15 protein-coding genes and 1 riboswitch are annotated in these 22,397 nt (G+C 40.7%); of the genes, 13 read left to right on the top strand and 2 right to left on the bottom strand.

The genetic code is table 11. The features are described from left to right. The first annotated feature begins 3 nt into the window (after positions 1–3). From G630_RS0102550 to G630_RS0102535, 4 genes are all read left to right on the top strand, one after another. The gene (locus tag G630_RS0102550) at positions 4–1,527 is read left to right on the top strand and encodes an alanine/glycine:cation symporter family protein (protein WP_044958435.1); all 1,524 of its coding nucleotides are present in this window, start codon (positions 4–6) and stop codon (positions 1,525–1,527) included. 226 nt (positions 1,528–1,753) lie between these two features. Continuing rightward, positions 1,754–2,203, top strand: a complete 450-nt coding sequence (locus tag G630_RS0102545; RefSeq protein WP_026497646.1) for an Hsp20/alpha crystallin family protein — start codon at positions 1,754–1,756, stop codon at positions 2,201–2,203. 130 nt (positions 2,204–2,333) lie between these two features. Then, entirely contained in the window at positions 2,334–4,838 is a 2,505-nt protein-coding gene (locus G630_RS23240; RefSeq protein ID WP_081667760.1) for an EAL domain-containing protein, read from the top strand. A gap of 17 nt (positions 4,839–4,855) precedes the next feature. Beyond that, a complete protein-coding gene (locus G630_RS0102535; RefSeq protein WP_242829886.1) occupies positions 4,856–6,064 on the top strand; it encodes an ion transporter in 1,209 nt (402 codons plus the stop codon). A gap of 56 nt (positions 6,065–6,120) precedes the next feature. On the opposite strand, the gene G630_RS0102530 is transcribed toward G630_RS0102535, so the two are convergent. Further along, positions 6,121–6,807: an anaerobic ribonucleoside-triphosphate reductase activating protein gene (locus G630_RS0102530; RefSeq protein WP_026497644.1), complete on the bottom strand. Its 687-nt coding sequence runs from the start codon at positions 6,805–6,807 to the stop codon at positions 6,121–6,123. A 146-nt stretch (positions 6,808–6,953) separates the two neighbouring features. Here G630_RS0102530 and pdxR point away from each other — a divergent pair, with 146 nt between their 5' ends. The 6 genes from pdxR (at position 6,954) to G630_RS0102500 (ending at position 15,090) form a co-directional block, all read left to right on the top strand. After that, positions 6,954–8,042 (top strand): MocR-like pyridoxine biosynthesis transcription factor PdxR, encoded by a 1,089-nt coding sequence (gene pdxR, locus G630_RS0102525; protein WP_044958433.1) that lies wholly within the window; start codon positions 6,954–6,956, stop codon positions 8,040–8,042. 117 nt (positions 8,043–8,159) lie between these two features. Continuing rightward, positions 8,160–8,801: a bifunctional 4-hydroxy-2-oxoglutarate aldolase/2-dehydro-3-deoxy-phosphogluconate aldolase gene (locus G630_RS0102520; protein ID WP_026497642.1), complete on the top strand. Its 642-nt coding sequence runs from the start codon at positions 8,160–8,162 to the stop codon at positions 8,799–8,801. 22 nt (positions 8,802–8,823) lie between these two features. Then, positions 8,824–10,227, top strand: coding sequence for a glucuronate isomerase (gene uxaC / locus G630_RS0102515; protein WP_026497641.1), 1,404 nt, complete (start codon positions 8,824–8,826; stop codon positions 10,225–10,227). Between the two features lie 68 nt (positions 10,228–10,295). Then, positions 10,296–11,393, top strand: a complete 1,098-nt coding sequence (locus G630_RS0102510) for a sugar kinase (RefSeq protein WP_026497640.1) — start codon at positions 10,296–10,298, stop codon at positions 11,391–11,393. 216 nt (positions 11,394–11,609) lie between these two features. Further along, entirely contained in the window at positions 11,610–13,733 is a 2,124-nt protein-coding gene (locus tag G630_RS0102505; RefSeq protein ID WP_026497639.1) for a leucine-rich repeat domain-containing protein, read from the top strand. 121 nt (positions 13,734–13,854) lie between these two features. Further along, complete coding sequence (locus G630_RS0102500) at positions 13,855–15,090, top strand: leucine-rich repeat protein (protein WP_026497638.1); 1,236 nt, start codon at positions 13,855–13,857, stop codon at positions 15,088–15,090. A gap of 64 nt (positions 15,091–15,154) precedes the next feature. Here the strand turns inward: G630_RS0102500 and G630_RS0102495 are convergent, their stop codons facing one another. Beyond that, on the bottom strand, positions 15,155–16,384 hold the full coding sequence (locus G630_RS0102495) for a hypothetical protein (protein ID WP_026497637.1): 1,230 nt from the start codon (positions 16,382–16,384) through the stop codon (positions 15,155–15,157). A gap of 467 nt (positions 16,385–16,851) precedes the next feature. Here G630_RS0102495 and G630_RS0102490 point away from each other — a divergent pair, with 467 nt between their 5' ends. The 3 genes from G630_RS0102490 (at position 16,852) to G630_RS20410 (ending at position 22,372) form a co-directional block, all read left to right on the top strand. After that, positions 16,852–18,591 (top strand): methyl-accepting chemotaxis protein, encoded by a 1,740-nt coding sequence (locus G630_RS0102490; RefSeq protein WP_044958430.1) that lies wholly within the window; start codon positions 16,852–16,854, stop codon positions 18,589–18,591. A 149-nt stretch (positions 18,592–18,740) separates the two neighbouring features. Then, positions 18,741–18,969, top strand: a riboswitch (cobalamin riboswitch). A gap of 727 nt (positions 18,970–19,696) precedes the next feature. Beyond that, entirely contained in the window at positions 19,697–20,842 is a 1,146-nt protein-coding gene (locus G630_RS20415) for a sirohydrochlorin cobaltochelatase (protein WP_044958567.1), read from the top strand. Between the two features lie 6 nt (positions 20,843–20,848). Then, complete coding sequence (locus G630_RS20410) at positions 20,849–22,372, top strand: ABC transporter substrate-binding protein (RefSeq protein WP_049946045.1); 1,524 nt, start codon at positions 20,849–20,851, stop codon at positions 22,370–22,372. Positions 22,373–22,397 lie beyond the last annotated feature (25 nt).

The raw sequence follows: 22,397 nt of genomic DNA, 5'->3' as shown, positions 1-22,397 counted from the left end.
ATTATGGAAACTATCACTCGGATTAATGATGCGGTTAATTCCTTTGCATGGGGAACTTTCGGACTGGTACTTTTGCTTGGTACCGGTCTGATTTGCACGTTTATTACCGGTGTTTTTCAGGTTGCGCATTTACGTCACTGGTGGGGAAAGACATTTGGAGCGATAAAGGGTGAAGCCCGCATTATCAATGATGCAGGTGCTCTGTCACAGTTTCGTGCATTTTGTATGGCACTTTGCTCAACAATAGGTACAGGAAATATTGCGGGAGTATCCACGGCTATCTGCGTAGGAGGACCGGGAGCTGTATTTTGGATGTGGATAGCGGCATTTCTTGGGATGATGACCAAGTACTCGGAAAACGTACTGGGACTATATTACAGGAGAAGAAATTCTGAAGGTGCATGGTCCGGAGGCCCTATGTATTACCTTGAAGACGGACTTGGAAGTATAAAAAAATGTAAACAGATCGGAAAAATACTGGCTGTTGCCTTCTGTGTTTTTACAGTACTTGCATCCTTTGGAATAGGGAATCTCAGTCAGATAAATAAGATAACACTAAATATGGAGGCCGCATTTCTTGCCGATGTTGATATGGGAACCTTCTGGGGTGCCCCTATATTGGACTGGTGGATTGGCGTTGTACTTATGCTTATCGGAGCTGTGATTATAATGGGAGGATTCAGACGACTGGCGTATGTCTCCGAGACACTGGTACCTGTAATGTCAATAGCTTATATTGCCGGGTGCCTAATCATTATCTTATGCAATATCGAGGCTATTCCGGCTGTATTCAGATCGATATTTCACTTTGCACTTGGTCCTGATGCCTTGAAAGGCGGAGCGGTTGGGACAGCGGTCCAGGTAGCGATGAATACAATAAAAAGCGGATGTAAGAGAGGTGTCTTCTCAAACGAAGCAGGACTCGGCTCTTCAGTAATGGCTCATGTTAATACCTGTGCCAGGGAACCCGTGAAGCAGGGGATGTGGGGAATGGCAGAAGTATTTCTGGATACCATTATTATCTGTACAATTACTGCAATTGTAGTACTGAGTTCAGGCGCGATTGATCTTAATACAGGTCTGACTGTAGTAGGTACTGATGATGCAACTTTGGTTGCACATGCTTTTAACCAGGTACTTGGTCGCCCCGGAGAAATATTTGTGGTTATTATAATAACGTTATTTGCATTTACAACTGTTATGGGATGGTCATATTACGGAGCGAAAGTTGTGGAATATCTGATCGGTGTTACGTGGGCGAAAATATACCGATTTATATTTATTATTCTTATGGTCTTTGGAGCTGTAATGGAATCATCTCTTGTCTGGGATATTTCCGATACCTTCAATGGACTTATGATGATACCTAATCTTATAGGCGTTCTTGTTTTATCACCGCTTGTCGTAAAGCTTACACGCAATTATGCGGACAGGAGAGTAAGGGGAAAAGATGTTGCACCTATGCTATCATATAATCGTGATATTCAGTCGGAAGCAATTCGTGCGATAAATAAGGGGGCGTATTAGTGATGATGAAATATTTCAAAGTGACGAGTCGCCGGAATCCGCATGTTTTCGTGCATGCGGATTATTTATAAAAAAATATTAGCACTCGCTTGACAAGAGTGCTAACAAGTGTTATAACAGTTATAGAACAAGGGAACAGAAATAAAGGGAGCAATAATAATTGTAATGACTCCGGTTCCGCTGCTCAAAGTTTATAATTTCATTCATATATAAGGAGGTAATTATTATGTTGATGCCTAGTATTTTTGAGGAGAATTTGTTTGATAACTGGTTCGATTTCCCGATGTTTAATGAGTTTGACAACACCGAGAGGAAGCTCTATGGCAAGCATGCCGACAGGCTTATGAAGACAGATGTCCATGACAATGAGGATCATTATGAAGTAGATATTGATCTGCCCGGCTTTAAGAAGGAAGATATCAGCCTTGAACTCGACAATGGTTACCTTACCATAAGTGCCACCAAGGGACTTGATAAGGATGAGAAGAACCATAAGGGTAAGATCATCAGACAGGAGCGCTATCAGGGCTCAATGCAGAGAAGCTTCTATGTAGGAGATAACCTTACTGAGGAAGATATCAAGGCAACCTTCAGACATGGCGTACTTAGTCTCAATGTACCTAAGAAAGAACAGGCTAAGGTTCCTGAGAAGAAGACAATAATGATCGAAGGATAAGAGATTGTTATTGATTTATAAATTGTTTATGTATTCTTTAACAATATTTAAACATACATAAGGCTTAGTTAATAATGCACCGGCCCTTTAAGTGGTAGAATTATCTATATCACTAAGGGTCGGTGTTTTTATGACGAAACAGTCGGTACTGCAAAAAATACGTACGGTATTTATAGTGCTTAGCGTCATTTGTCTGCTGGTTGCCGTCATGTTCCTTCGGCAGTTCGTGACGACTGATGATAACACCTCGATGGTTGGACCTGTTTACAAAGGAGAGGTCCAGCATCGAGTTCTTTTGCTGTCTTCTTATACTTCCCAGTATTACACATTTGAGCCGCAGATAGAGGGACTTAAACAGAGCCTCGATCCTAACGGTATAGAATTTGATGTTATGTTCATGGATGCCAAGAAGCATGCATCCAATGAGGATGTCGAGACTTTTCACAATTACTTTATTCAAAGAGTTAATTTAAAAAATGATTATGATGGCGTTATTCTGGCAGACGATGAGGCTGTTAAATTTGCCATGAAATATAAGGAAGAACTCTTTACGGATATTCCGGTTGTGTTCTTTGGTGTCAACAACATGACACTGGCACAGATGGCTGTTGAGCGCTATGAAATGTATGGCTTTTATGAAAATGATTACCTTACAAATACAATAGAGCTTTCAATGAAGATGATGCCTGATAGAAAAGTATACTATGGCATACATGATAATTCACCTGCCGGCCTTGCTGACATGGTTCTTTATAACCTTGAGAAAAGTAAGCATCCCGACTATACCTTTAATGAGATAAATATAGCTAAACTTCCTTTTGAAAAATTGCATGAAGAATTAAAGGCAATTCCCAATGATGCTGTGCTCATTTATATGACCTGCTTTAAGGATTCATCCGGAGTGGTTCATTCCACAAATGAGATGACCAATATTATAACTGCAACTACCAAGGTTCCGATTATGCGCAATTATTCAAGCGGCATGAGTGATGGTGTTCTTGGTAGTGTCGGCATGGATTTTACTGCCCAGGCAAGTTATGCGGGAGCATTGATGGCTGACCTTCTTGCTAACAGACATGTTGATGAGCAGTTCCTTTCAATTGAAACACCCTATACCTCAGAGTTCGACTATCAGCTCATGAAGAAATTCGGTATAGATGAAAAGCTTCTTCCCAAGGATGCTGAAGTATTCAACAGACCTCTGACCTTCTTCGATATGTATGGAAAGATATTCCCGGCTGTTGGAATGATTTTCCTGTCTATGGCATTCCTTCTCATGTCGGCATATGTTACTGTTCTTGTCGGCAGAGCCACCAATCTTGAACTCAGAGAGTCTAAGGAGGAACTTGAAAAAACACAGGAGAAGATCAGGTATCAGGCTGAGCACGATGATTTTCTTGATATTCTTAACAGAAGAAGTGCGGTTGACTATCTTAGAGAACATCTGACAATTAAGCATGTCTATTCGATTCTTATGATAGATATCGACAATTTTAAGGATGTCAATGAAACCTACGGTCACCAGCTCGCCGATGAGATACTTAAGTACCTGTCGCTTTCTCTTGAGAAGATTGCTGAGGAGAGAAGTTGGATGATCTCCAGATACGGCGGCGATGAGTTCCTTATCATGGTACCCAAGGAACAGCTTGATGAGAATTCCGATACAATAAATGAGATTCTTGAACTGTTCAGAACACCGATTCCTGTAGGAGATGAGACAATTATTCTATCCTGCAGTATCGGTATATCTGTCTCCGATGGTTCCACGCTTCCTGATCAGCATATTATAAATGCCGAGATAGCTATGTATGAAGCTAAGCAGCGCGGAAGAAACAAGGCTTTCAGATATTCCGAGGAGATGAAGAAGAAGATCCGTGAGGAAAACAAGATCAAGGCAAAGATCCTGGATGCCTTTGATAACGACGGATTTTACATGGTTTATCAGCCCCAGGTTAACTCCATGACCAAGGAAGTTACAGGATTTGAAGCTCTGGTAAGAATGAAGGAGCCGGGCCTTTATCCTAACGTATTTATACCGATTGTAGAGTCAAGCGGCTGGGTTGGAAGACTCGGAAGAGTAACTACGGAACTTGTCATCAAGCAGCTTGCAGCCTGGAAAGAGGATGGCTATAAACTTCATCCCGTCTCCATAAACTTTTCCAGTAATCAGATTGGCGATACCGGATATGTGGACTTTATCAGAGACCTCCTTTCGCGGTATAATATACCCGGAAAGTACGTTGAGATTGAAATAACTGAGGGGCTTTTCCTTGAGAGAACAGAACAGGCTGATAAATTGTTCCAGCAGTTTAGAGAACTGGGGATAAAACTTCTGATGGATGATTTTGGAACAGGCTATTCTTCTCTTGGATATCTTACATATATTCCGGTAGACTACGTAAAACTGGATAAATCACTTGTGGACAGTTATCTTGTAGAAGGTAAGGAAGCCTTCATAAAGGATGTCATTCAGCTTGTACATGATATCGATAAGCAGGTAATAGTTGAAGGTGTTGAGGAAAAGTGGCAGTTTGAGAAGCTTCGCCTTTTCAGCGCTGACATAATTCAGGGATATTATTTCTGCAGACCTGTTATGCCTGAAGAAGCTATTCTATATGAAGTTAAAGATGATTAAATAAACGGGAGATTGTTGTGGAAAAAGAAAAGTGGGAGGAGCTTAGGGAAAAGCTCTTTAAGGTGGTATCCGTCGGATACCTTGGGGATACCATAAGTGTTGCATATGATGTTATAGGAACGGGTGCACTGGTATTGAATCTTGGTGCAGCCTTCCTTTCTACGTTCGATAATATAAATGGCCCTTTCGGCGGTGTGTTTAACAGCATTGAGAAATGGACTGTTTTGTTTTTTGCGATAGATTATATCTTACGCGCAATATGTTCCAAGTGCCTGTATCCTGACAGATCAGACTTCATGGCACTTGTTCTGTATTTCTTCTCATTTTCCGGAATTATTGATCTTTTGAGTTTTCTTCCGTATTACATGCCGTTTTTCTTTCCTGCAGGAGCGGCTGCTTTCAGAATGTTCAGAGTGGCAAGGATATTCAGACTCTTCAGAATCAATGCTTATTATGATTCACTGAATGTAATTACAGAAGTTATAAAGAGTAAGTCGCAGCAGCTTTTGTCCTCGGTTTTTATCATCGCCGTTATGATGCTAGCATCCAGTCTCTGCATGTATTCTCTGGAGCATGAAGCTCAGCCTGATGTTTTCGAGAATGCTTTTTCAGGTATCTGGTGGGCTGCATCTACTCTACTGACAGTCGGATACGGTGATATTTATCCTAAGACAATTCTGGGAAAAGTTTTCGGAATTCTGCTTGCATTCCTTGGTGTAGGTATTGTTGCCATTCCAACAGGTATTATTTCCGCAGGTTTCGTTGAACAGTACACAAAGTTAAAGCACATGGGAGACTATGCAAAGTCTATTGATATGCATTTTATTAAAGTGCAGCTTGGAATGAAGGATAAGTGGGTTGATAAGAAGATAAGAGATATTGACCTTCCTCACGGCGCGCTTATTGCCATGATACAGAGACATGGTAATACCATAATTCCAAACGGAAATGTAATACTGGAAGCAGGAGATAAAGTGGTAATCGGGGCAGAGGCTATAAAAAACGATGTACCGATGCATCTTAAAGAAGTCACACTGGGAGAAACTCACCCCTGGTGCGATCATTTTATCAGGGATCTTGATTTCCCCAGACAGACTATTCTTTTATCCATTAAACGCGGCTCCAGAACCGTTATTCCCAAGGGCGGCGTAAAACTTCAAAAGGGCGATACAATAATTGTAATTTCAAGAGTGCACCTCCCTGAAGAGGATGAAGTGGAAGTCTAAAAGCCTTCCCCCTCTTGGGGAAGGTGTCAGCGAAGCTGACGGATGAGGGGGGAATCTTAAAGCCCTCTCAATATTACATTTTTTATATATCTCTCCGCCGCCTGCCGATATGCCTCCATATCTTCCGCACTCGGCGAACTGAGCCTCTTATCCGGAACAGTATCACGCTCTGTAAACTGCTGTAAATAATACGCCTTTGCACCACAAATCCATTCGCCGATTTTGGCAAAATCTTCTGTAGTATGAAACTCTTTAATAGCTGTAGTTCTGAATTCATAATCTACACCGGAGTTCATAATAAGATTGATGCTCTCAGTGATTACTTCTGTATCGATTTTTACCCCACAGGTATCACTGTATTTTTCCGGTGAATTCTTAACATCCATAGCGATGTAATCAACCAGGTTTTCACTAAGTAAATCTTTAAGAACATCGGGATGATTCCCGTTAGTATCAAGTTTAACGAGATATCCCATATCTTTTATTCTTATAATTAGATCTTTTAATGATGAATTGAGGCAGGGTTCACCGCCTGTTATTACGACTCCGTCAAGGAGTCCTTTTCTTTTATCAAGAAAAGAAAACAATTCAGCATCATCCATTATTGGAGCGGCCGTTCCATCCACCAGTTCAAAATTATGACAAAAAGGACAGCGAAAATCGCAACTGCCTAAAAAGACGGTTGCGGCAACTTTTGACGGATAATCAAGTAATGTCATTTTTTGTAAGCCATGTATTTTCATAATGCTTAATTATACTAGCTTTTTAGCTGTTTTGGAATCTTGATTGACGTATGAAGAAGGGATGATATATCATCAAACTGATAGTATAAAAATAATCGAAACACAATATTTTAATATAACCAGATTCACAACCGGAGAATATGAAAATGGATAAGCAAAAGAGGTATTTAAAGGTATACGAAGACGTTCGTGAAGACATAATAGGAGGCAGGTATGAGACAGGAAGTAAGCTCCCATCCAAGCGTGTTATGGCAGAGGCAATGGGAGTCAGTGTCATAACAATTGAGCATGCCTACGAACTCCTTGCGGAGGAGGGATATATCATCCCCAAAGAAAAGAGCGGATATTTTGTGTCCTTTGATGATAGTGAGATTTATATAGGAAAAGGCTCGGTAGAGAAAAAAACGGTAATGCCCGGTAAAAAGATTCGTGTTGCAAAAAATATGGGAGAGGCTGCTTTTTCTTATTCGATCTATGCAAAGACCGTCAGGAGAGTTCTAAGCGAATATGACAGCCGTGTGATGGAAAAGTCACCTAAAACCGGTATGAACGAACTGAGAAGCGCAATTGCAAATTACCTCGGACGATCCAGAAGGCTGGAGGTGTCCCCGGAACAGATAATAATTGGCGCAGGCGCAGAGTATTTGTACGGACTTATAGTGCAGACCTTCGGACGAGACATTATATATGGCGTCGAGAGTCCGTCATATCAGAAAATCGCAAAGGTCTATGAGGCTGGTGGTGCGGAGCTTCTTATGCTAAAGCTCGGGAGCGACGGCGTCGAAAGTGATGAACTATGGAACGGAAAAATGAAGCTTCTTCATATAACTCCCTACAGAAGCTTCCCGAGTGGCGTTACTGCTTCGGCGGCCAAGAAGAGAGAGTACCTCAAGTGGAGCAGAAAGAAGGACGGATATATCATCGAGGATGATTTTGAATCCGAGTTTACACCCAGCAGAAAACCTGAAGAGACGATTTTCTCTCTTGATGAAGAGGGGAGAGTTATATATGTAAATACGTTTACGAGAACGATCGGAAGCTATGCAAGATGCGCATATATGGTTCTTCCGATGAACCTCATAAGTGCGTTTTCAGAGAAAATCGGATTTTACGAATGTCCGGTTCCAACACTGGATCAGCTGGTAATCGCTGAGCTTATAGAAAGCGGCGATTTTGAGAGACATATAAATAAAGTCAGAAGATATAACCGCAAAGGTGCTCAGTCCCAAAAGTGATTATTGCAATACAGCAAGAATTGCAATGCAAAGAACAAATGCAACAATGTGAAAAGTACATGGGAAAATCTAGTATTGTGTATGAGTTTTAATGACATACACAAGGAGCACTGAAAAATGTACGAAGAATTAAAAGCAAAATTTGAAAAGATAGGTATTATTCCTGTCGTTGTTTTAGAAGATGCGAAGGATGCACATGCACTCGGAGAGGCGCTGATGAATGGCGGACTTCCGGCTGCGGAGGTGACATTCAGAACCGCTGCTGCAGAGGAAGTAATAAGGATTTTGTCAAAAGATTTTCCGGATATGCTTGTCGGAGCAGGCACAGTCCTTACTTCCGAGCAGGCAGACAGAGCAATGGCTGCAGGCGCAAAATTTATTGTGGCACCGGGATTCAATCCCACGGTAGTTAAACATTGCCTTGAAAAGGGATATCCGATAACTCCCGGAACTCAGACACCTTCCGAGATGGAACAGGCTATGGAGCTTGGACTTGATTTTGTTAAGTTTTTCCCGGCAGAGCCTGCAGGTGGCCTTCCAATGATCAAGGCTGTTGCAGCACCCTATACTAATCTGACCTTTATGCCCACAGGCGGTATCAACAAGGATAACGTAAGAGATTATCTGGCATTTAAGAAGATAGTAGCCTGCGGTGGCACCTGGATGGTGAAAAATGATTTGATTAAAGCCGGAGACTTTGCAAAAGTTGAAGAGCTTACAAGGCAGGCCGCTGAGATAGTAAAAGAGGTTAGAGGCTAATAAATCGGAAGGAATGAATACTATGAAGAAATTCATGGATGAGAATTTTTTGCTTGGAAATGAGACTGCGATAACCCTTTTTCATGAAGCGGCAAAAGATGAACCCATAATAGATTATCACAACCATTTAAGTCCCAAGGAGATATACGAGGATAATTGCTTCGACAACATAGGTGCGGCTTGGCTTGCAGGAGATCACTATAAGTGGCGTGCCATGAGAGCAAATGGCGTACCGGAGAAACTTATAACTGGTGACGGAGACTACTATGAAAAATTTGTTGCCTGGGCTGACACGGTGCAGAGACTTATAGGGAATCCTTTATATCAATGGACGCATATGGAGCTTCAGAGATATTTCGGAATTACAAAGACGCTCTCAGCAGATACTGCCAAAGAGATTTGGGATGCCTGCAATGAGAAGCTTCACACTAAGGAGTACTCCGTGCGAAATCTGCTTAGGATGCAGAAGGTATCAGTTCTGTGTACCACTGATGATCCGGCTGATACTCTCGAGTGGCATACAAAGCTCCGGGAAGACAATTTTGAAATACAGGTACTTCCGTCCTTCAGACCTGATAAGGCTCTGGGAATTGAGAAGGCTGATTTTCAGGAATATCTTGGGAAACTATGCAAATCAGCGGGAGTTATACTCAGAGATGTAGATTCTGTACTCGAAGCTCTGGAAAAGCGACTTGATTTCTTTTTGGAAAATGGCTGCAGAGTTTCGGATCACAGTCTTGAGAGTACTTTCTTTGTTGATACGACGAAGGAAGAAGTTGAATGGATTTTTGATAAGAAGCTTGCAGGATCCGAACTTACCGAAGAGGAGTGTGGTAAGTACAAGGGATATATGCTCACAAAGCTCGGGAAGATGTATGCCCGTAAAGATGTGGTGATGCAGCTTCACATAGGAGCTTTCAGGAGTAACTCCAAGAGGTGTTTGAAACTTATAGGTCCAGACACCGGTTTTGATTCACTAAATGATTTTAATTATGCTCCGCAGCTTTCAGCACTTTTTAATGCGATGGATTTAACGGAAGAACTTCCGAAAGCAGTTGTGTATTGCCTTAATCCTAAGGATACAGAAATGCTTGCCTCAATGGCGGGCAATTTCTGCGGCAATGAAAGCGGCATCAAAGGAAAAGTGCAGCTTGGAGCTGCCTGGTGGTTCTGCGATCACAAGAACGGAATGGAAAGACAGATTGATGCGATGGCTGATGTTTCTCTTATATCAACCTCCATTGGAATGCTTACAGATTCCAGAAGCTTCTTATCATTCCCAAGGCACGAACTCTATAGAAGAATCCTCTGCAACAAAATCGGAACCTGGGTAGAGAACGGCGAATACCCGTGGGACAAAGAATACCTTTGCGAGATGGTAAAGGATATCTGTGGCAGAAATGCAAAAAAATATTTGAACTTATAAACCTCTGGCTTCCCCTTGAGGGGAAGCTGTCAGCGTAGTTGACTGATGAGGTGTTTTGGGAGGAAACCATGAACTTAAACTTAAAATCAAAAAACGACTGCAAATACGACGCTGTTTCACTCGGAGAAATCATGCTCCGTTTTGATCCCGGCGAAGGTAGAATCCGTACCGCCAGGGAATTTAAAGTATGGGAAGGAGGCGGAGAGTATAATGTAATCCGCGGACTTCGCAGATGCTTTGGCATGACTACAGGTGTTATCACCGCTTTTGCTGATAATGAAGTAGGCCATCTGGTAGAGGACTTTATTCTTCAGGGCGGTGTTGATACTTCACTTATTAATTGGAAAAAGACAGACGGAATCGGACGTGAATGCAGAAACGGACTCAACTTTGTTGAGCGAGGCTTCGGCATAAGAGGAGCACTTTCCTGCTCAGACAGAGCTAATACAGCGATTTCACAGGCTACAGATAAAGACTTTGATTTTGATTATATCTTTGGCGAGTTGGGAGTAAGATGGTTCCACACAGGCGGTATCTATGCTGCACTTTCTGAGCAGTCTGCTGATACAGTTGTTAAAGCAATAAAGACAGCAAAAAAATATGGAACTGTTGTTTCTTACGACCTTAACTACAGAGCTTCGATGTGGTCAGCAATCGGTGGCCAGAAGAAGGCGCAGGAGGTTAACAAGGAAATCGCTAAGTATGTTGATGTCATGATCGGCAACGAGGAAGACTTTACAGCCTGCCTTGGATTTGAGATTGAAGGCAACGATGCAAACCTTAAGGAACTCAATCTTGATGGCTATAAGAAGATGATAGATGAAGCAGCAAAGGTTTATCCTAACTTCAAGGTGGTTGCTACAACCCTTAGAACCGTAAGGACAGCAACTGTTAATGACTGGTCTGCATTATGCTGGGCTGATGGTCAGATTTATAAGGCCAAGGATTATAACGGTCTTGAAATTCTCGACAGAGTTGGTGGCGGTGATTCATTTGCATCAGGACTGATTTATGGTTTAATGACCACAGGTGATGCAGAGAAGGCTGTTAACTACGGAACCGCGCATGGCGCACTTGCTATGACAACACCCGGAGATACAACAATGGCAACTGTTACAGAAGTAGAAGCTATTATGGGTGGTGCCAGTGCACGAGTAAAAAGATAATTATTAACGTAATTTCGTTACTTTGAAAACAATCATAAAATGATATATCGTTAACAAAAATATTTGTAAGTTAATGAAATAACTGTTAAAAGCGCTGGAAAAATCCGGCGCTTTTTTAGTAAAAAATCGCATTGAGATTTTTTTTGATTTGAAGTATTCTATCAATTGCTTTGAGGGGAGCTATATATTTAAAAGTTTTGTTGGAGGAAGTCAGAAATGAAGAAGGTAGTACGTAGTATGGGTAACATGCTAATTGCGCTTTCCGTTGCAGTTAGCATGTTTTCTAATGTTTGCATTGGGGCGCAGGCAGCTGAGGATGAGTCTGGAGCTTTATATGAAAATGAAGCAAATAGCGAGTCCGGGGCTAATGATGAGAATGGTCAGGCTGGACAGGGTGGTTTTTCCGAAAAATTAACAAAATTATTGGATAGTATCGACTGGAGTAATCGAGTTGATACAGTCGTTATTGATTTCTCACAGAATAAGATTCAGAGGTATGATGGAAAACCTTTATATACAAATGATCTTGATAATATTACAGATCTAGACCTTACAGACGAAGCAAAGAACGTTGTATATATAAATTCACTTCATAATTATAACCATTTATTCAAAGAAGAGTTGGATTTTTATGATGGAGCAGCAACTGCTGAGGGACGTCTTATTATTGATGAGGCTGCTGGCCAGTATATAAAATTTAAGGCAAGCACTGAAGGAACAGTGTTTGATGCTTCCGAAAGCTCAGGTACTTATGAGACGGTTATTAAATATAAAGATTTGTTGGAAACATCCGGAAGTGCAACCGGTTCTGCTGAAGATGATGCACAGATGGCTTTGTTTGGTGCTTGTGTTTTTTATGGTGTTAATTCATTTTTCTTTAATGATAATTATAACCCTGATGCAATGAACGAATTCAATCCTGAATTCAATCTTATAATCAATTTCGGTGATGCGCAGAAAGCAGAAGATGATTCTACAGAAGATAACAAGAATGAAGAGCCTTCATTAGAAACACCTACAGAGGATCCGGCACCTGTCGAGGAAGAAAAGAAGGATGAGCCTAAGACAGAGGAGGATGCTCCTGCTGTAGAAGAAGAAAAGAAAGACGAGCCTAAGACTGAGGAAGAGACTCCTGTAGTTGAGGAAGAGGAAAAGCCTTCAGAAGAGACTCCTGCAGTTGAAGAAGAGAAGAAAGAAGTTAATAACACTGTAGTAATTGATTTTTCTAAGAATAAGACTCAGTGTCTTAATCAGCCTATAACAAGTGGTGATTTCAATGAGATTGCACAACTTGCTAAGACAGATGAAGAAAAGAATGTTGTGTTTATGTCAGCAATGCTTTTCTACTACAATCTATTTACTGCTGAGTATGACTCAACAGATAGCATGAGTACAGGAGTTGGTCGTTTAGTACTTGACCGTAATGCTAATCAGATCATCAACATCAAATCTGACGAGAACGGTACAACCTATTATGCAGGCGCTGCATCGGGAACATATGAAATTGTTATTACAGAGAGTCTTCTGAAAAATAATGTAGCCGGAAATGATCCTGAAGGTGCTTTCATGGCAGCAAAGGGCTATTACGGAGTGGATACAATAGAAGATGAAAACGGCGAGAGGAGCTTCAAGCTTCAGATAGTATTTGGTGAGCCCGATCCTAAGGCTTTGGAAGAGAAGAAGGACGAGCCTAAGACAGAGGAAGAGACTCCTGCAGTAGAGGAAGAGAAGAAGGAAGAGCCTGCAAAAGAGGAGAAGCCTTCAGAAGAGAAAACCTCAGATGTTCCCACACCTGTTAAAGAGGAGCCACTTAATAAAGAAGAGAACAAGGCTGCAGAAAACAAAGCAGAGGAAAAGACATCTGCTACAGCTACAGAGCCTGCAAAAGAAAAGAAGAATGAGACTGTAGAAACTCCTGCTGTTGATACTGAGTTTGAGGACAATGGTTATTCATATAAAGTAACATCAGCTGATGAGGTTGCATTTGTTGGAATCACGGATAAGACAGCTAAGTCAGTAACTATTCCGGATACAGTTGTTTATCAGAACAATACCTTTAAAGTAACTGCTGTTGCTGATAAGGCACTTTGCGGTTGCAAGAAGCTTACAAGCGTAACTGTTGGTGAAAATATTACTTCAATCGGTGCTTTCGCTTTCGCTAGATGCAAAAAGCTTAAGAACGTAACGATTAAATCTGCTTCAGTTAAGACAATCGGCAAGAAAGCATTCTTCAAGAATTCTAAGAAGCTTGTAGTTAAAGTTCCTAAAACAAGTTACAAATCATATAAGAAGATGCTTAAGAAGGTAAAAATTTCTGTAAAGCTTAAGAAGATAAAGTAATACAAAAGCGTCGGATAATACCGGCGCTTTTTTAGTAAAAAAATGCATTGCTTAGAAAAACGTAATATCGTATTATGTTTAAGGCTAGAGGGGACAACTAAATTATTTAATGGAGGGACTAATGAAAAAAGTAGTTAAGAGAATTTGCAACACACTTATGGCTGTTGCAGTAGCAACTAGTATGCTCTCATTTGTGGGGACACAGGCTAGCGCAGCCGAAGAAGTCAATGATACTGTTGTTGAGGAAGCAAATGATACTGTTGAAGAGGTATATACAGATACAGTCGAAATGGATTTTTCCGAGAACAGGATCTATAGATATAATAAAGAACAGCCTTCATCTGAGGATCTGGATAATGATGTATTATTAAGATCTTTGAGTCCTGAAGAAAAAAATATCGTATTTATCAATGCGATGAATTATTACAATAATCTTTTTACGATATCCTATGACAGAAAAACACAGGACAGCAATGGCAATGTTATTAATGCTGAGGGTGATATAATTATTGATAGCCAAAAGGGGCAGATAATACATTTTACAACTGATAAAAATGCAACAGAGTTTGATGCAAAAGCAGCTTCAGGTGTATTTAAAACAGTAATTACAAGAAGCAGCTTGAGAGCTGGCACAAAAAATGATGTTGATTTAGAGATGCCTTTCTTTGGCGCTCAATACATGTATAATGCTAAAGCAAGTACTGAAGATGGTGAGCCTTATTTTATACTCATAATAAATTTTGGTGAAAATTACAAAAAGTCTAAAGAAGAGACACCTGCTCCCGCACCTGTAAAAGAGGAAGAGAAGACAACTAAGGAAGAAACAACTGCTCCTTCAACAGAGAAGAAGGAAGATCAGCAGAAGACTACTGAGACAGAGCAGAAGGCTCCTGAGACTGAGAAGAAGGCTGAAACAGTAGAGACAGCTGCTCTTGATACAGAATTCGAAGAGAATGGCTATTCATACAAAGTAACTGCTGACGGTGAGGTTTCATTTGTAACAGTTGCAGATAAGAAGGTTAAGTCAGTAAATATTCCTGACAGTGTAACACACCAGAATGTTGAGTATAAGGTAACTTCAGTAGCTGATAAGGCTCTTTATAACTGCTCTAAGCTTAAGAACGTTACAGTTGGTGCAAACGTGAAGACTATCGGAGCATCAGCATTTGCAAAGAGCAAAAAGCTTAAGACCGTTACAATTAAGTCTGCTTCACTTACTTCAATCGGTAAGAAAGCATTCAGCAAGAATGATAAGAAGATTGTAGTAAAGGTTTCCAAGGCTAACTATAAGAAGTATAAGAAGCTTATGAAGAAGGCAGGAATGTCTTCAGTAAAGCTTAAGAAGATTGGCAAATAATTATTTAAATTGGAATTTATGGAAAATGCGTCGGGCAAATATCCCCGACGCATTTTTATATTAATCATTTTTTATAAATAATCTTTACGTTCTTATTTACCTTGCGAGCTGCTTTTACAATTTGCTTTGCAATCTTAGAATTTCTGCTCACACCTATGATTACGACTTTTTGCAGCTTTTTTGCACCTTTAAATGCTTTGGGACTTACAGACGTAAGATTTGCCGCATTAATTGTGGCATTCTTAACTTTTTTTCCGGAAATGGCACCCGCAGAAAGCTTTGTAACCTTGTATTGCTTTCTATTAACAGTTACAGTAGAACCAATTTTAACGGATTTTTTATTAGCAGTTTTGGTAACAGTAACACTTACTCCGTCTGGATTTCCTGTTACAGTAGTGCCTGATGTCAGGGTTGATGTCTGTCCCGATTGGATGCCATCAGTTTCTGACTGTTCGGAATTGCCTGAATTGCCAGAATCTGAAGGCGGGTTACTTGTGTCGGAATTACCTGGATCAGTAGGGGTAGAAGGTTTTTCATTGGAACTATCATCAGGTAACACATTATAATAAAAGCCTTCTTCAATCACACTTCCGGTAGTGGCATTAATAAGCTCAACATCTTTTCCGTCTACCTTGACAGAAAAATATACTATGCCTTCATCATCGCGGTCTCTATTATCTGTATATCCATGATAAGTTATAGTGACAGCTGAAGTTGTGTCATTGGTTAGACCTATTCCAACATCGTTGGTTTTCCATTTATAAGTGACGTTTTTACCAGACATATCTTCTGAGAAAGTGGTGGTCACTATTCTTGTCTCAGCTTTTCCCTTAGTAAAATTAATATGGTTCGGATCAAATGTGATATGGTAAGTGGGTTTTACAGCGACAGTGACATCTGATGTAATAGTCTGACTTGTATTATAGGTTCCGGTAATAGTTATGGTAGCGGTTGCGTTAGGATCTGTTATGATATTACTCATAGTTATTGATAGAAAAGAACCATACTGATATGTATTGGTTGAAACTTCGGAAATTATATTTTGGGGATCAGTTTTGGTCCATGTATATGTAATGCCGCTAATTAGGTTTGAATCTATTTCAGCAGTATCACTATATGCGTATAGTTGTTTAGTGGTATCCGAACCTGCAGCAATGGAATATGTTTTGTCAGCTACATTAATATGAGGACCTGTTACAATAGCCTTTACTGTAATAGCAGTTGGAAAGATAAAGAAAGCACATGAAACCGCTATAGTAGCGCTGGCCATAATTGAAAGAAGTTTCTTTAACATAACTCAATTACCCTCCAGGTATAATTTTTAAGTCTATTTCTGAATAAATAAGGTTATTTGATAAAAGTAATATCAAGAGTTAGTTTAAAATGGGTCGGGGAGGGCGTCAAACAACTCTGCATTAAAAAAATATAAAAAGACTGAGAATTATATGTAGCCAGGTGATTTCAAGGTCTTTACATTGAATTAAAATATTGGATTTGAATCAAGGTAAAGATAGGGATTAGTTATACCTTGAAATCAAGACAAATGCAATTATCAATGTAATCACTGCATTAGTTATCACTTAACCATATATTATGGTGTGACAATTTTATTATAAAAAACTTCTTTTCAAATTCTTAAAACATTATTAAACCGCATAACATGGGCTTACATAATATTGTATAAATTTGTACGCTATTATAAGATTTAATAAGAGAATTTTCTTTCGGTTTTTCGTTTGTCTGGAGAGGGGGATTTTTTCTATGTCAAATGTAAATCAAGCACCCGTTACCCGTAAAAAGAAATTAATATATAAGCTTATCTATATTGCTGTTGGCTCATTTATAGGCATTGGTCTTATACTGAACCTTATCAGTGGTTTTGAGATAAATAAAGCTTATAAAAAACTTGCAGAAGAAGAATTAAAGGCAACTACTAAGCATCTTGCAAGTGAGATGAACAGTGTCTGGGATGGTGACTGGGCCTATGATAATGAAGTTTTGACAAAAGGCGGGACAGAGGTATTTGATGAATACCAGGATTTGATGGATGAACTTCATGGAATGACAGGTATAGACTATACCATTTTCTATGGTGATACACGTGTAATAACGACAATATTGAAATCCGGAACCAATGAACGTCTTGTAGGCACGAAGGCATCGGATGCTGTTATTAGTACTACATTAAAAGGTGGGAGTGATTACTATGCCGATAACCTCACAATAGAAGGCAAGAAATACATGGGCTATTACGTAGCCATGAAAAATACTGATGGTTCTATTATCGGTATGGTCTTTTCCGGAAGAGAAAGTGATGATATTACATCTGCTATAACAAATGTAATACTTCTTCTTTCTATCATTACTATTCTTATAGTATTAATTCTTGCAATTACAGGATTTGTTATTGCAAACAAAATATCTGCAAAGATGCAGGGGATTGCGGCAGAACTTGATAAACTCTCACAGGGACAAATTAATCTTGATATTGACAAGGAATCTATTGCCAGGAAGGATGAACTTGGTATTCTTGCAGATGGAGCTCAGACACTCAGTACTAAGCTCGGAGACGTCATCAGAACGACAGTAAAAATGTCTAATGAGCTGAAACGTGAAGGAAGCGAGCTTTCTACTTCAGCAGGACAGGCAACCGAAGCTTCAGGACTTGTAAGTACTGCGGTTGACGAGATTGCAAAGGGCGCTGTAAGCCAGGCAGACAGCATTGAAAATGCAGCAAACAATACACAGAATATCGGAAACGATATTGAGAATATTGCAAATAACGTTGAGCAGCTTGATGGCTATGCAACCGAGATGAAGGGTGCCTGCGACCAGGCGATGGAGGCTCTCGATAATCTGATCAGATCAAGCTCAGAGGTGCAGACATCAGTTAAGGAGATCGGTGAGACAATCGATTCTACGAATGAATCGGCTAAATCAATATCTACTTTCTCCGAAGCTATTACAAGTATTGCTTCACAGACCAACCTTCTTTCACTTAATGCTTCAATCGAGGCAGCAAGAGCGGGTGAGGCAGGAAAAGGCTTCGCTGTAGTTGCAACAGAGATCGGACAGCTTGCGGAGCAGTCCAGTAAGAGCGCTGATGAGATCAAGAAGATTGTTGATCAGCTCGTTGCGGATTCAGAAGCATCAGTTCTTGTAATGCAGAAGCTGAATGAGAATTTCGGACAACAATCTGAGCAGCTTGAAACAACCAAGGAAAACATGCAGACAATGGCATCCAACGTGGTTAATGTATCAACAAGTGCTGACAATATAGCAGAGCTTGCTAAGCAGCTTACTTCTGCAAAGGATCAGCTGATTGAGATAATTGCGGATCTGTCAGCTATATCAGAAGAAAATGCAGCATCAACACAGGAAACCAATGCTTCCATGCAGGAACTGAATGCTACATTTACGGTTATTAATGAATCAGCTGAACAGCTTCAGTCTCTTGCAGATGATCTTACAAAGACAATCAGCTACTTTAAGGAAAACTGATAGTCTGTGACAAGATGTAAGAGCTAGTAAATAAAAATAGCAGAATAGAGGGATTTATTATAAACGGGGGACCAGGTACAATTTTTGGAGGTCCCCCATTGTATTAGTGTTTGAGCAGATCATATAAGTGTGCTATTATATGTGAATGTAAATTGAATAAGACGGAAGGTGCTTGCGGGCGTTAGGCTGCGCAAGTGAAAAGGGAAGCGGGTGTGAATCCCGCACGATCTCGTCACCGTGTTTTGAGAGCTTTTTCTAATATGTCACTGGAGTGATCCGGGAAGGCAGAAAAAGCGCAGCAGCGAAAATCTTATCAGTTAATAGATAACAACTGCGGAATCAATCAGCCGGGAGACCTGCCTGTCGTCGTACAAGGATATGAACGATATTATTTCATATCAGGTCACGAGGAATTGACCGTACGAAGCCTGTAGGTAAATGCAATGCATTTGCTTATATTTTGTGCGCAAATTAGTCCTCGCTTCGGTGAGGACTTTTTATATGCCTTCCCCTTTGGGGGGAAATAACACAAAGGAGAACAATTATGAAAAAAAGAACACTCGCAGTCATAATGGCTGCAATGATGGTCGCATCTGCTATGGCAGGCTGCGATTCCAAGGAAACAGAGGAAGCAGTAAACGAAGTTGCAAGTGCAGGTGAGGAAGCTGTAAATGAGGCAGCTGCAGAAGCTTCAGATGAAGTACAGGAAGCGGCTACAGAAGCTGCTGAAGAAGTGCAGGAAGCAGCAGAGGAAGCACTTGAAGAAGTAAAAGAGGAAGTAGGAGAGTCTTCTGACAGTGCTCTTGAAGATGGAACTTACAGCGCTAAGTTTACAACGGACGGTTCTATGTTCCATATTAATGAAGCACTTGATGATAGAGGGACACTCAAGGTAGAAAACGGTGAGATGACAATTCATATCACACTTCCTTCTCAGAACATTGTTAATCTGTTCCCCGGAACAGCTGAGGATGCACAAAAGGATGGAGCAGTTCTTCTTGAGCCCACAACAGACAGCGTTACCTACGAAGATGGAACAACAGAAGAGGTTTACGGTTTTGACGTACCCGTTCCTGCAATTGATGAGCCCTTCCAGCTTGCACTCATTGGAACAAAAGGTAAGTGGTATGACCATGAGGTAACAGTATCTGATGTTCAGAGTGAAGATGCAGAAGCAGGAGACGACAAAGTGGCGGCAGACAAAGTAGCAGAGCTTATTGATTCAATATATGTACAGACTTGGAGTGAGGAGACAGACTCTCTTTGCGAGGAAGCTAAGAAAGCGTGGGATGCCCTTACTGATGAGCAGAAGGAAATGGTAGAGGGTGAAGACGCTGATCCCGATTACTTCGGAAGAGATACAGGCGATGCTTCCAAGGACGATCCGCTCAATGGTGATGATATCGGCGAGAATGAGCTGTTAGTTGTCAGCTTCGGAACTTCCTTCAATGACAGCAGAGCCGAGGATATCGGTGGTATAGAAAAAGCACTTGCAAAGGCATATCCCGACTGGTCAGTAAGACGTGCCTTCACAGCACAGATCATCATCAACCACGTTAACGCAAGAGACGGCGAAAAGATTGATAACATGGAACAGGCTATGCAGAGAGCTGTAGACAACGGAGTTAAAAATCTCGTAGTACAGCCTACACATCTTATGCATGGCGCCGAGTATGATGAGCTCACCGAGGTGGTTGAATCCTATAAGGATAAATTCGAATCGGTTGCTATTGCTGAGCCTCTTCTTGGCGAAGTAGGAAAAGATGCAACCGAGATAAATGAAGATAAAGAAGCCGTAGCTAAGGCTATTACTTCAGAAGCTGTGAAGACAGCCGGTTTTGACAGCCTTGATGCAGCAAAAGAAGATGGCACAGCCTTTGTATTTATGGGACATGGTACATCACATACAGCTAAGGTTACATATAGCCAGATGCAGACACAGATGGATAAACTTGGCTATGAGAATGTGTTCATTGGAACTGTTGAAGGTGAGCCTGAAGAGACTGCATTAACAGAAGTTATTAATAAGGTTAAGGAAAATGGTTACAAGAAGGTAATTCTTCGTCCTCTTATGGTTGTTGCAGGTGATCATGCAAATAATGACATGGCAGGTGACGACGAGGATTCATGGAAGAGCAGCTTCGAAGCAGACGGCTCTTTTGAGAGCATTGATTGTCAGATTGCAGGACTTGGTGGTATTGCAGATGTTCAGAGTATTTACGTCGAGCATACAGGAGCGGTGATTAAATAATCTTTTATGAAAAAGCAGCGGGAATTTATTTCATTAGTTAAATATACAATGCTGTTCCTGCTGATCGCGGTAATTATGGCAGGATGCGGTAGTATTTCCGATGGGGAATATACCGCATCCGTTACTTTATCGGGAGGCAGCGGAAAGGCGCACATTGATAGTCCGTGTAGGATTACAGTTAACGGAGGAAAAGCGACCGCGGATATCACCTGGAGTAGTAGCAATTATGATTACATGATAGTGAATGGCAAGACTTATTATCCGGTTAATACTGAAGGGAATTCTGAGTTTATAATTCCAGTGGTTCTTGAAAAGGACATGCAGATTCAGGCGGATACCGTGGCAATGAGCAAGCCCCATCTTATTGATTATGTAATCAGATTCTCTATTACGAAGCAGAATGAGTCATTAGATGATGCTTCAGATGGGAAGAACGAAATCGAAGCATCAAACGGGAGCGTTGGTGGCAATAATATCAGTAAGGCTCCTGAATTGAACGGACCGGATTACATATCTACTGATGAAAACAGCTATGCGAAGAATTTTGCAATTCACAGATACAGTGATGACTTCGCTGTAATAAGTGTCGATGATGACAGAAACTATCTTATAGTTCCGGAGAATAAGGATTATTCTGAGGATGTAGGTGATGATGTAATTATCTTAAAAAAACCTATGGACAGAATATATCTTGCAGCTTCAGGAGTTATGTGCCAGTTTGACGCAATATCATCCGTGCAGGATATCTACCTTTCAGGTATAGACAAGGATGACTTGTACATTGAATCTGCCAGGAAAGCCATGGACGAAGGAACGCTTATCTATGGCGGCAAATACAGCGCGCCGGATTATGAACGAATGGTAGCTGATGACATCAATCTTGCTATTGAAAACACAATGATACTTCATGTTCCGAAGGTTCAGGAAAAGATAGAACAGCTTGGCATACCGGTTTTCATAGACAGGTCGAGCTATGAGAATGATCCTCTCGGACGCTGCGAGTGGGTGAAGGTTTACGGACTCATCGCGGGAAAAGAGAAGGAAGCATTGGATGCTTTTGAAGAGCAGAAAAAACTTGTAGAGGCCTTAAACGAATTTGAGAACACCGAAAAAACGGTGGTAATCTTTTCGGTTAATTCCAACCATCAGATTGTCACAAGGAAAAAGAATGACTATTTTTCAAAAATGGTAGAGATAGCCGGAGGAAAGTATCTATCGCCAAGCAGTGAGGATGACGAAAAGGCAAATTCCCAGGTAACAATAAGTACTGAAAGCTTTTATGCTTATGCTGAAAACGCTGACATTCTTATTTATAACACCTCCATAGAAGAGGTTCCGCAGTCACTGCAAAGTCTCATGGATACAGATCCAACCTTTGCAAGTTTCAAAGCTTTTAATGATGGAACTGTATTCTACACAGATAAATCCTTGTACCAATATGCCGACAAAACCGGCACTATAATCGACAACTTAAATAAAATTATAACGAATCAAGAAACCGACACGGAATTCTTCCATAAACTAAACTAATGCCTTCCCTATAGGGGAAGGTGTC

Origin of the sequence: Butyrivibrio sp. WCD2001 (genome assembly GCF_000424485.1) — a bacterium.
Classification (GTDB): domain Bacteria; phylum Bacillota; class Clostridia; order Lachnospirales; family Lachnospiraceae; genus Butyrivibrio.
The sequence above is the reverse complement of the archived record's forward strand: the minus strand, read 5'-3'. Positions and strand labels throughout refer to the sequence as shown.

Bases quoted from the DNA above. Each gene is read 5' to 3' on its own strand.
- G630_RS0102520 (WP_026497642.1), top strand. From the start codon at position 8,160: ATGTACGAAGAATTAAAAGCAAAATTTGAAAAGATAGGTATTATTCCT.
- G630_RS0102505 (WP_026497639.1), top strand. From the start codon at position 11,610: ATGAAGAAGGTAGTACGTAGTATGGGTAACATGCTAATTGCGCTTTCC.
- G630_RS23240 (WP_081667760.1), top strand. From the start codon at position 2,334: ATGACGAAACAGTCGGTACTGCAAAAAATACGTACGGTATTTATAGTG.
- G630_RS0102500 (WP_026497638.1), top strand. From the start codon at position 13,855: ATGAAAAAAGTAGTTAAGAGAATTTGCAACACACTTATGGCTGTTGCA.
- G630_RS20410 (WP_049946045.1), top strand. From the start codon at position 20,849: ATGAAAAAGCAGCGGGAATTTATTTCATTAGTTAAATATACAATGCTG.
- G630_RS0102490 (WP_044958430.1), top strand. From the start codon at position 16,852: ATGTCAAATGTAAATCAAGCACCCGTTACCCGTAAAAAGAAATTAATA.
- pdxR (WP_044958433.1), top strand. From the start codon at position 6,954: ATGGATAAGCAAAAGAGGTATTTAAAGGTATACGAAGACGTTCGTGAA.
- G630_RS0102510 (WP_026497640.1), top strand. From the start codon at position 10,296: ATGAACTTAAACTTAAAATCAAAAAACGACTGCAAATACGACGCTGTT.
- G630_RS0102530 (WP_026497644.1), bottom strand. From the start codon at position 6,807: ATGAAAATACATGGCTTACAAAAAATGACATTACTTGATTATCCGTCA.
- uxaC (WP_026497641.1), top strand. From the start codon at position 8,824: ATGAAGAAATTCATGGATGAGAATTTTTTGCTTGGAAATGAGACTGCG.
- G630_RS0102495 (WP_026497637.1), bottom strand. From the start codon at position 16,384: ATGTTAAAGAAACTTCTTTCAATTATGGCCAGCGCTACTATAGCGGTT.
- G630_RS0102550 (WP_044958435.1), top strand. From the start codon at position 4: ATGGAAACTATCACTCGGATTAATGATGCGGTTAATTCCTTTGCATGG.
- G630_RS0102545 (WP_026497646.1), top strand. From the start codon at position 1,754: ATGTTGATGCCTAGTATTTTTGAGGAGAATTTGTTTGATAACTGGTTC.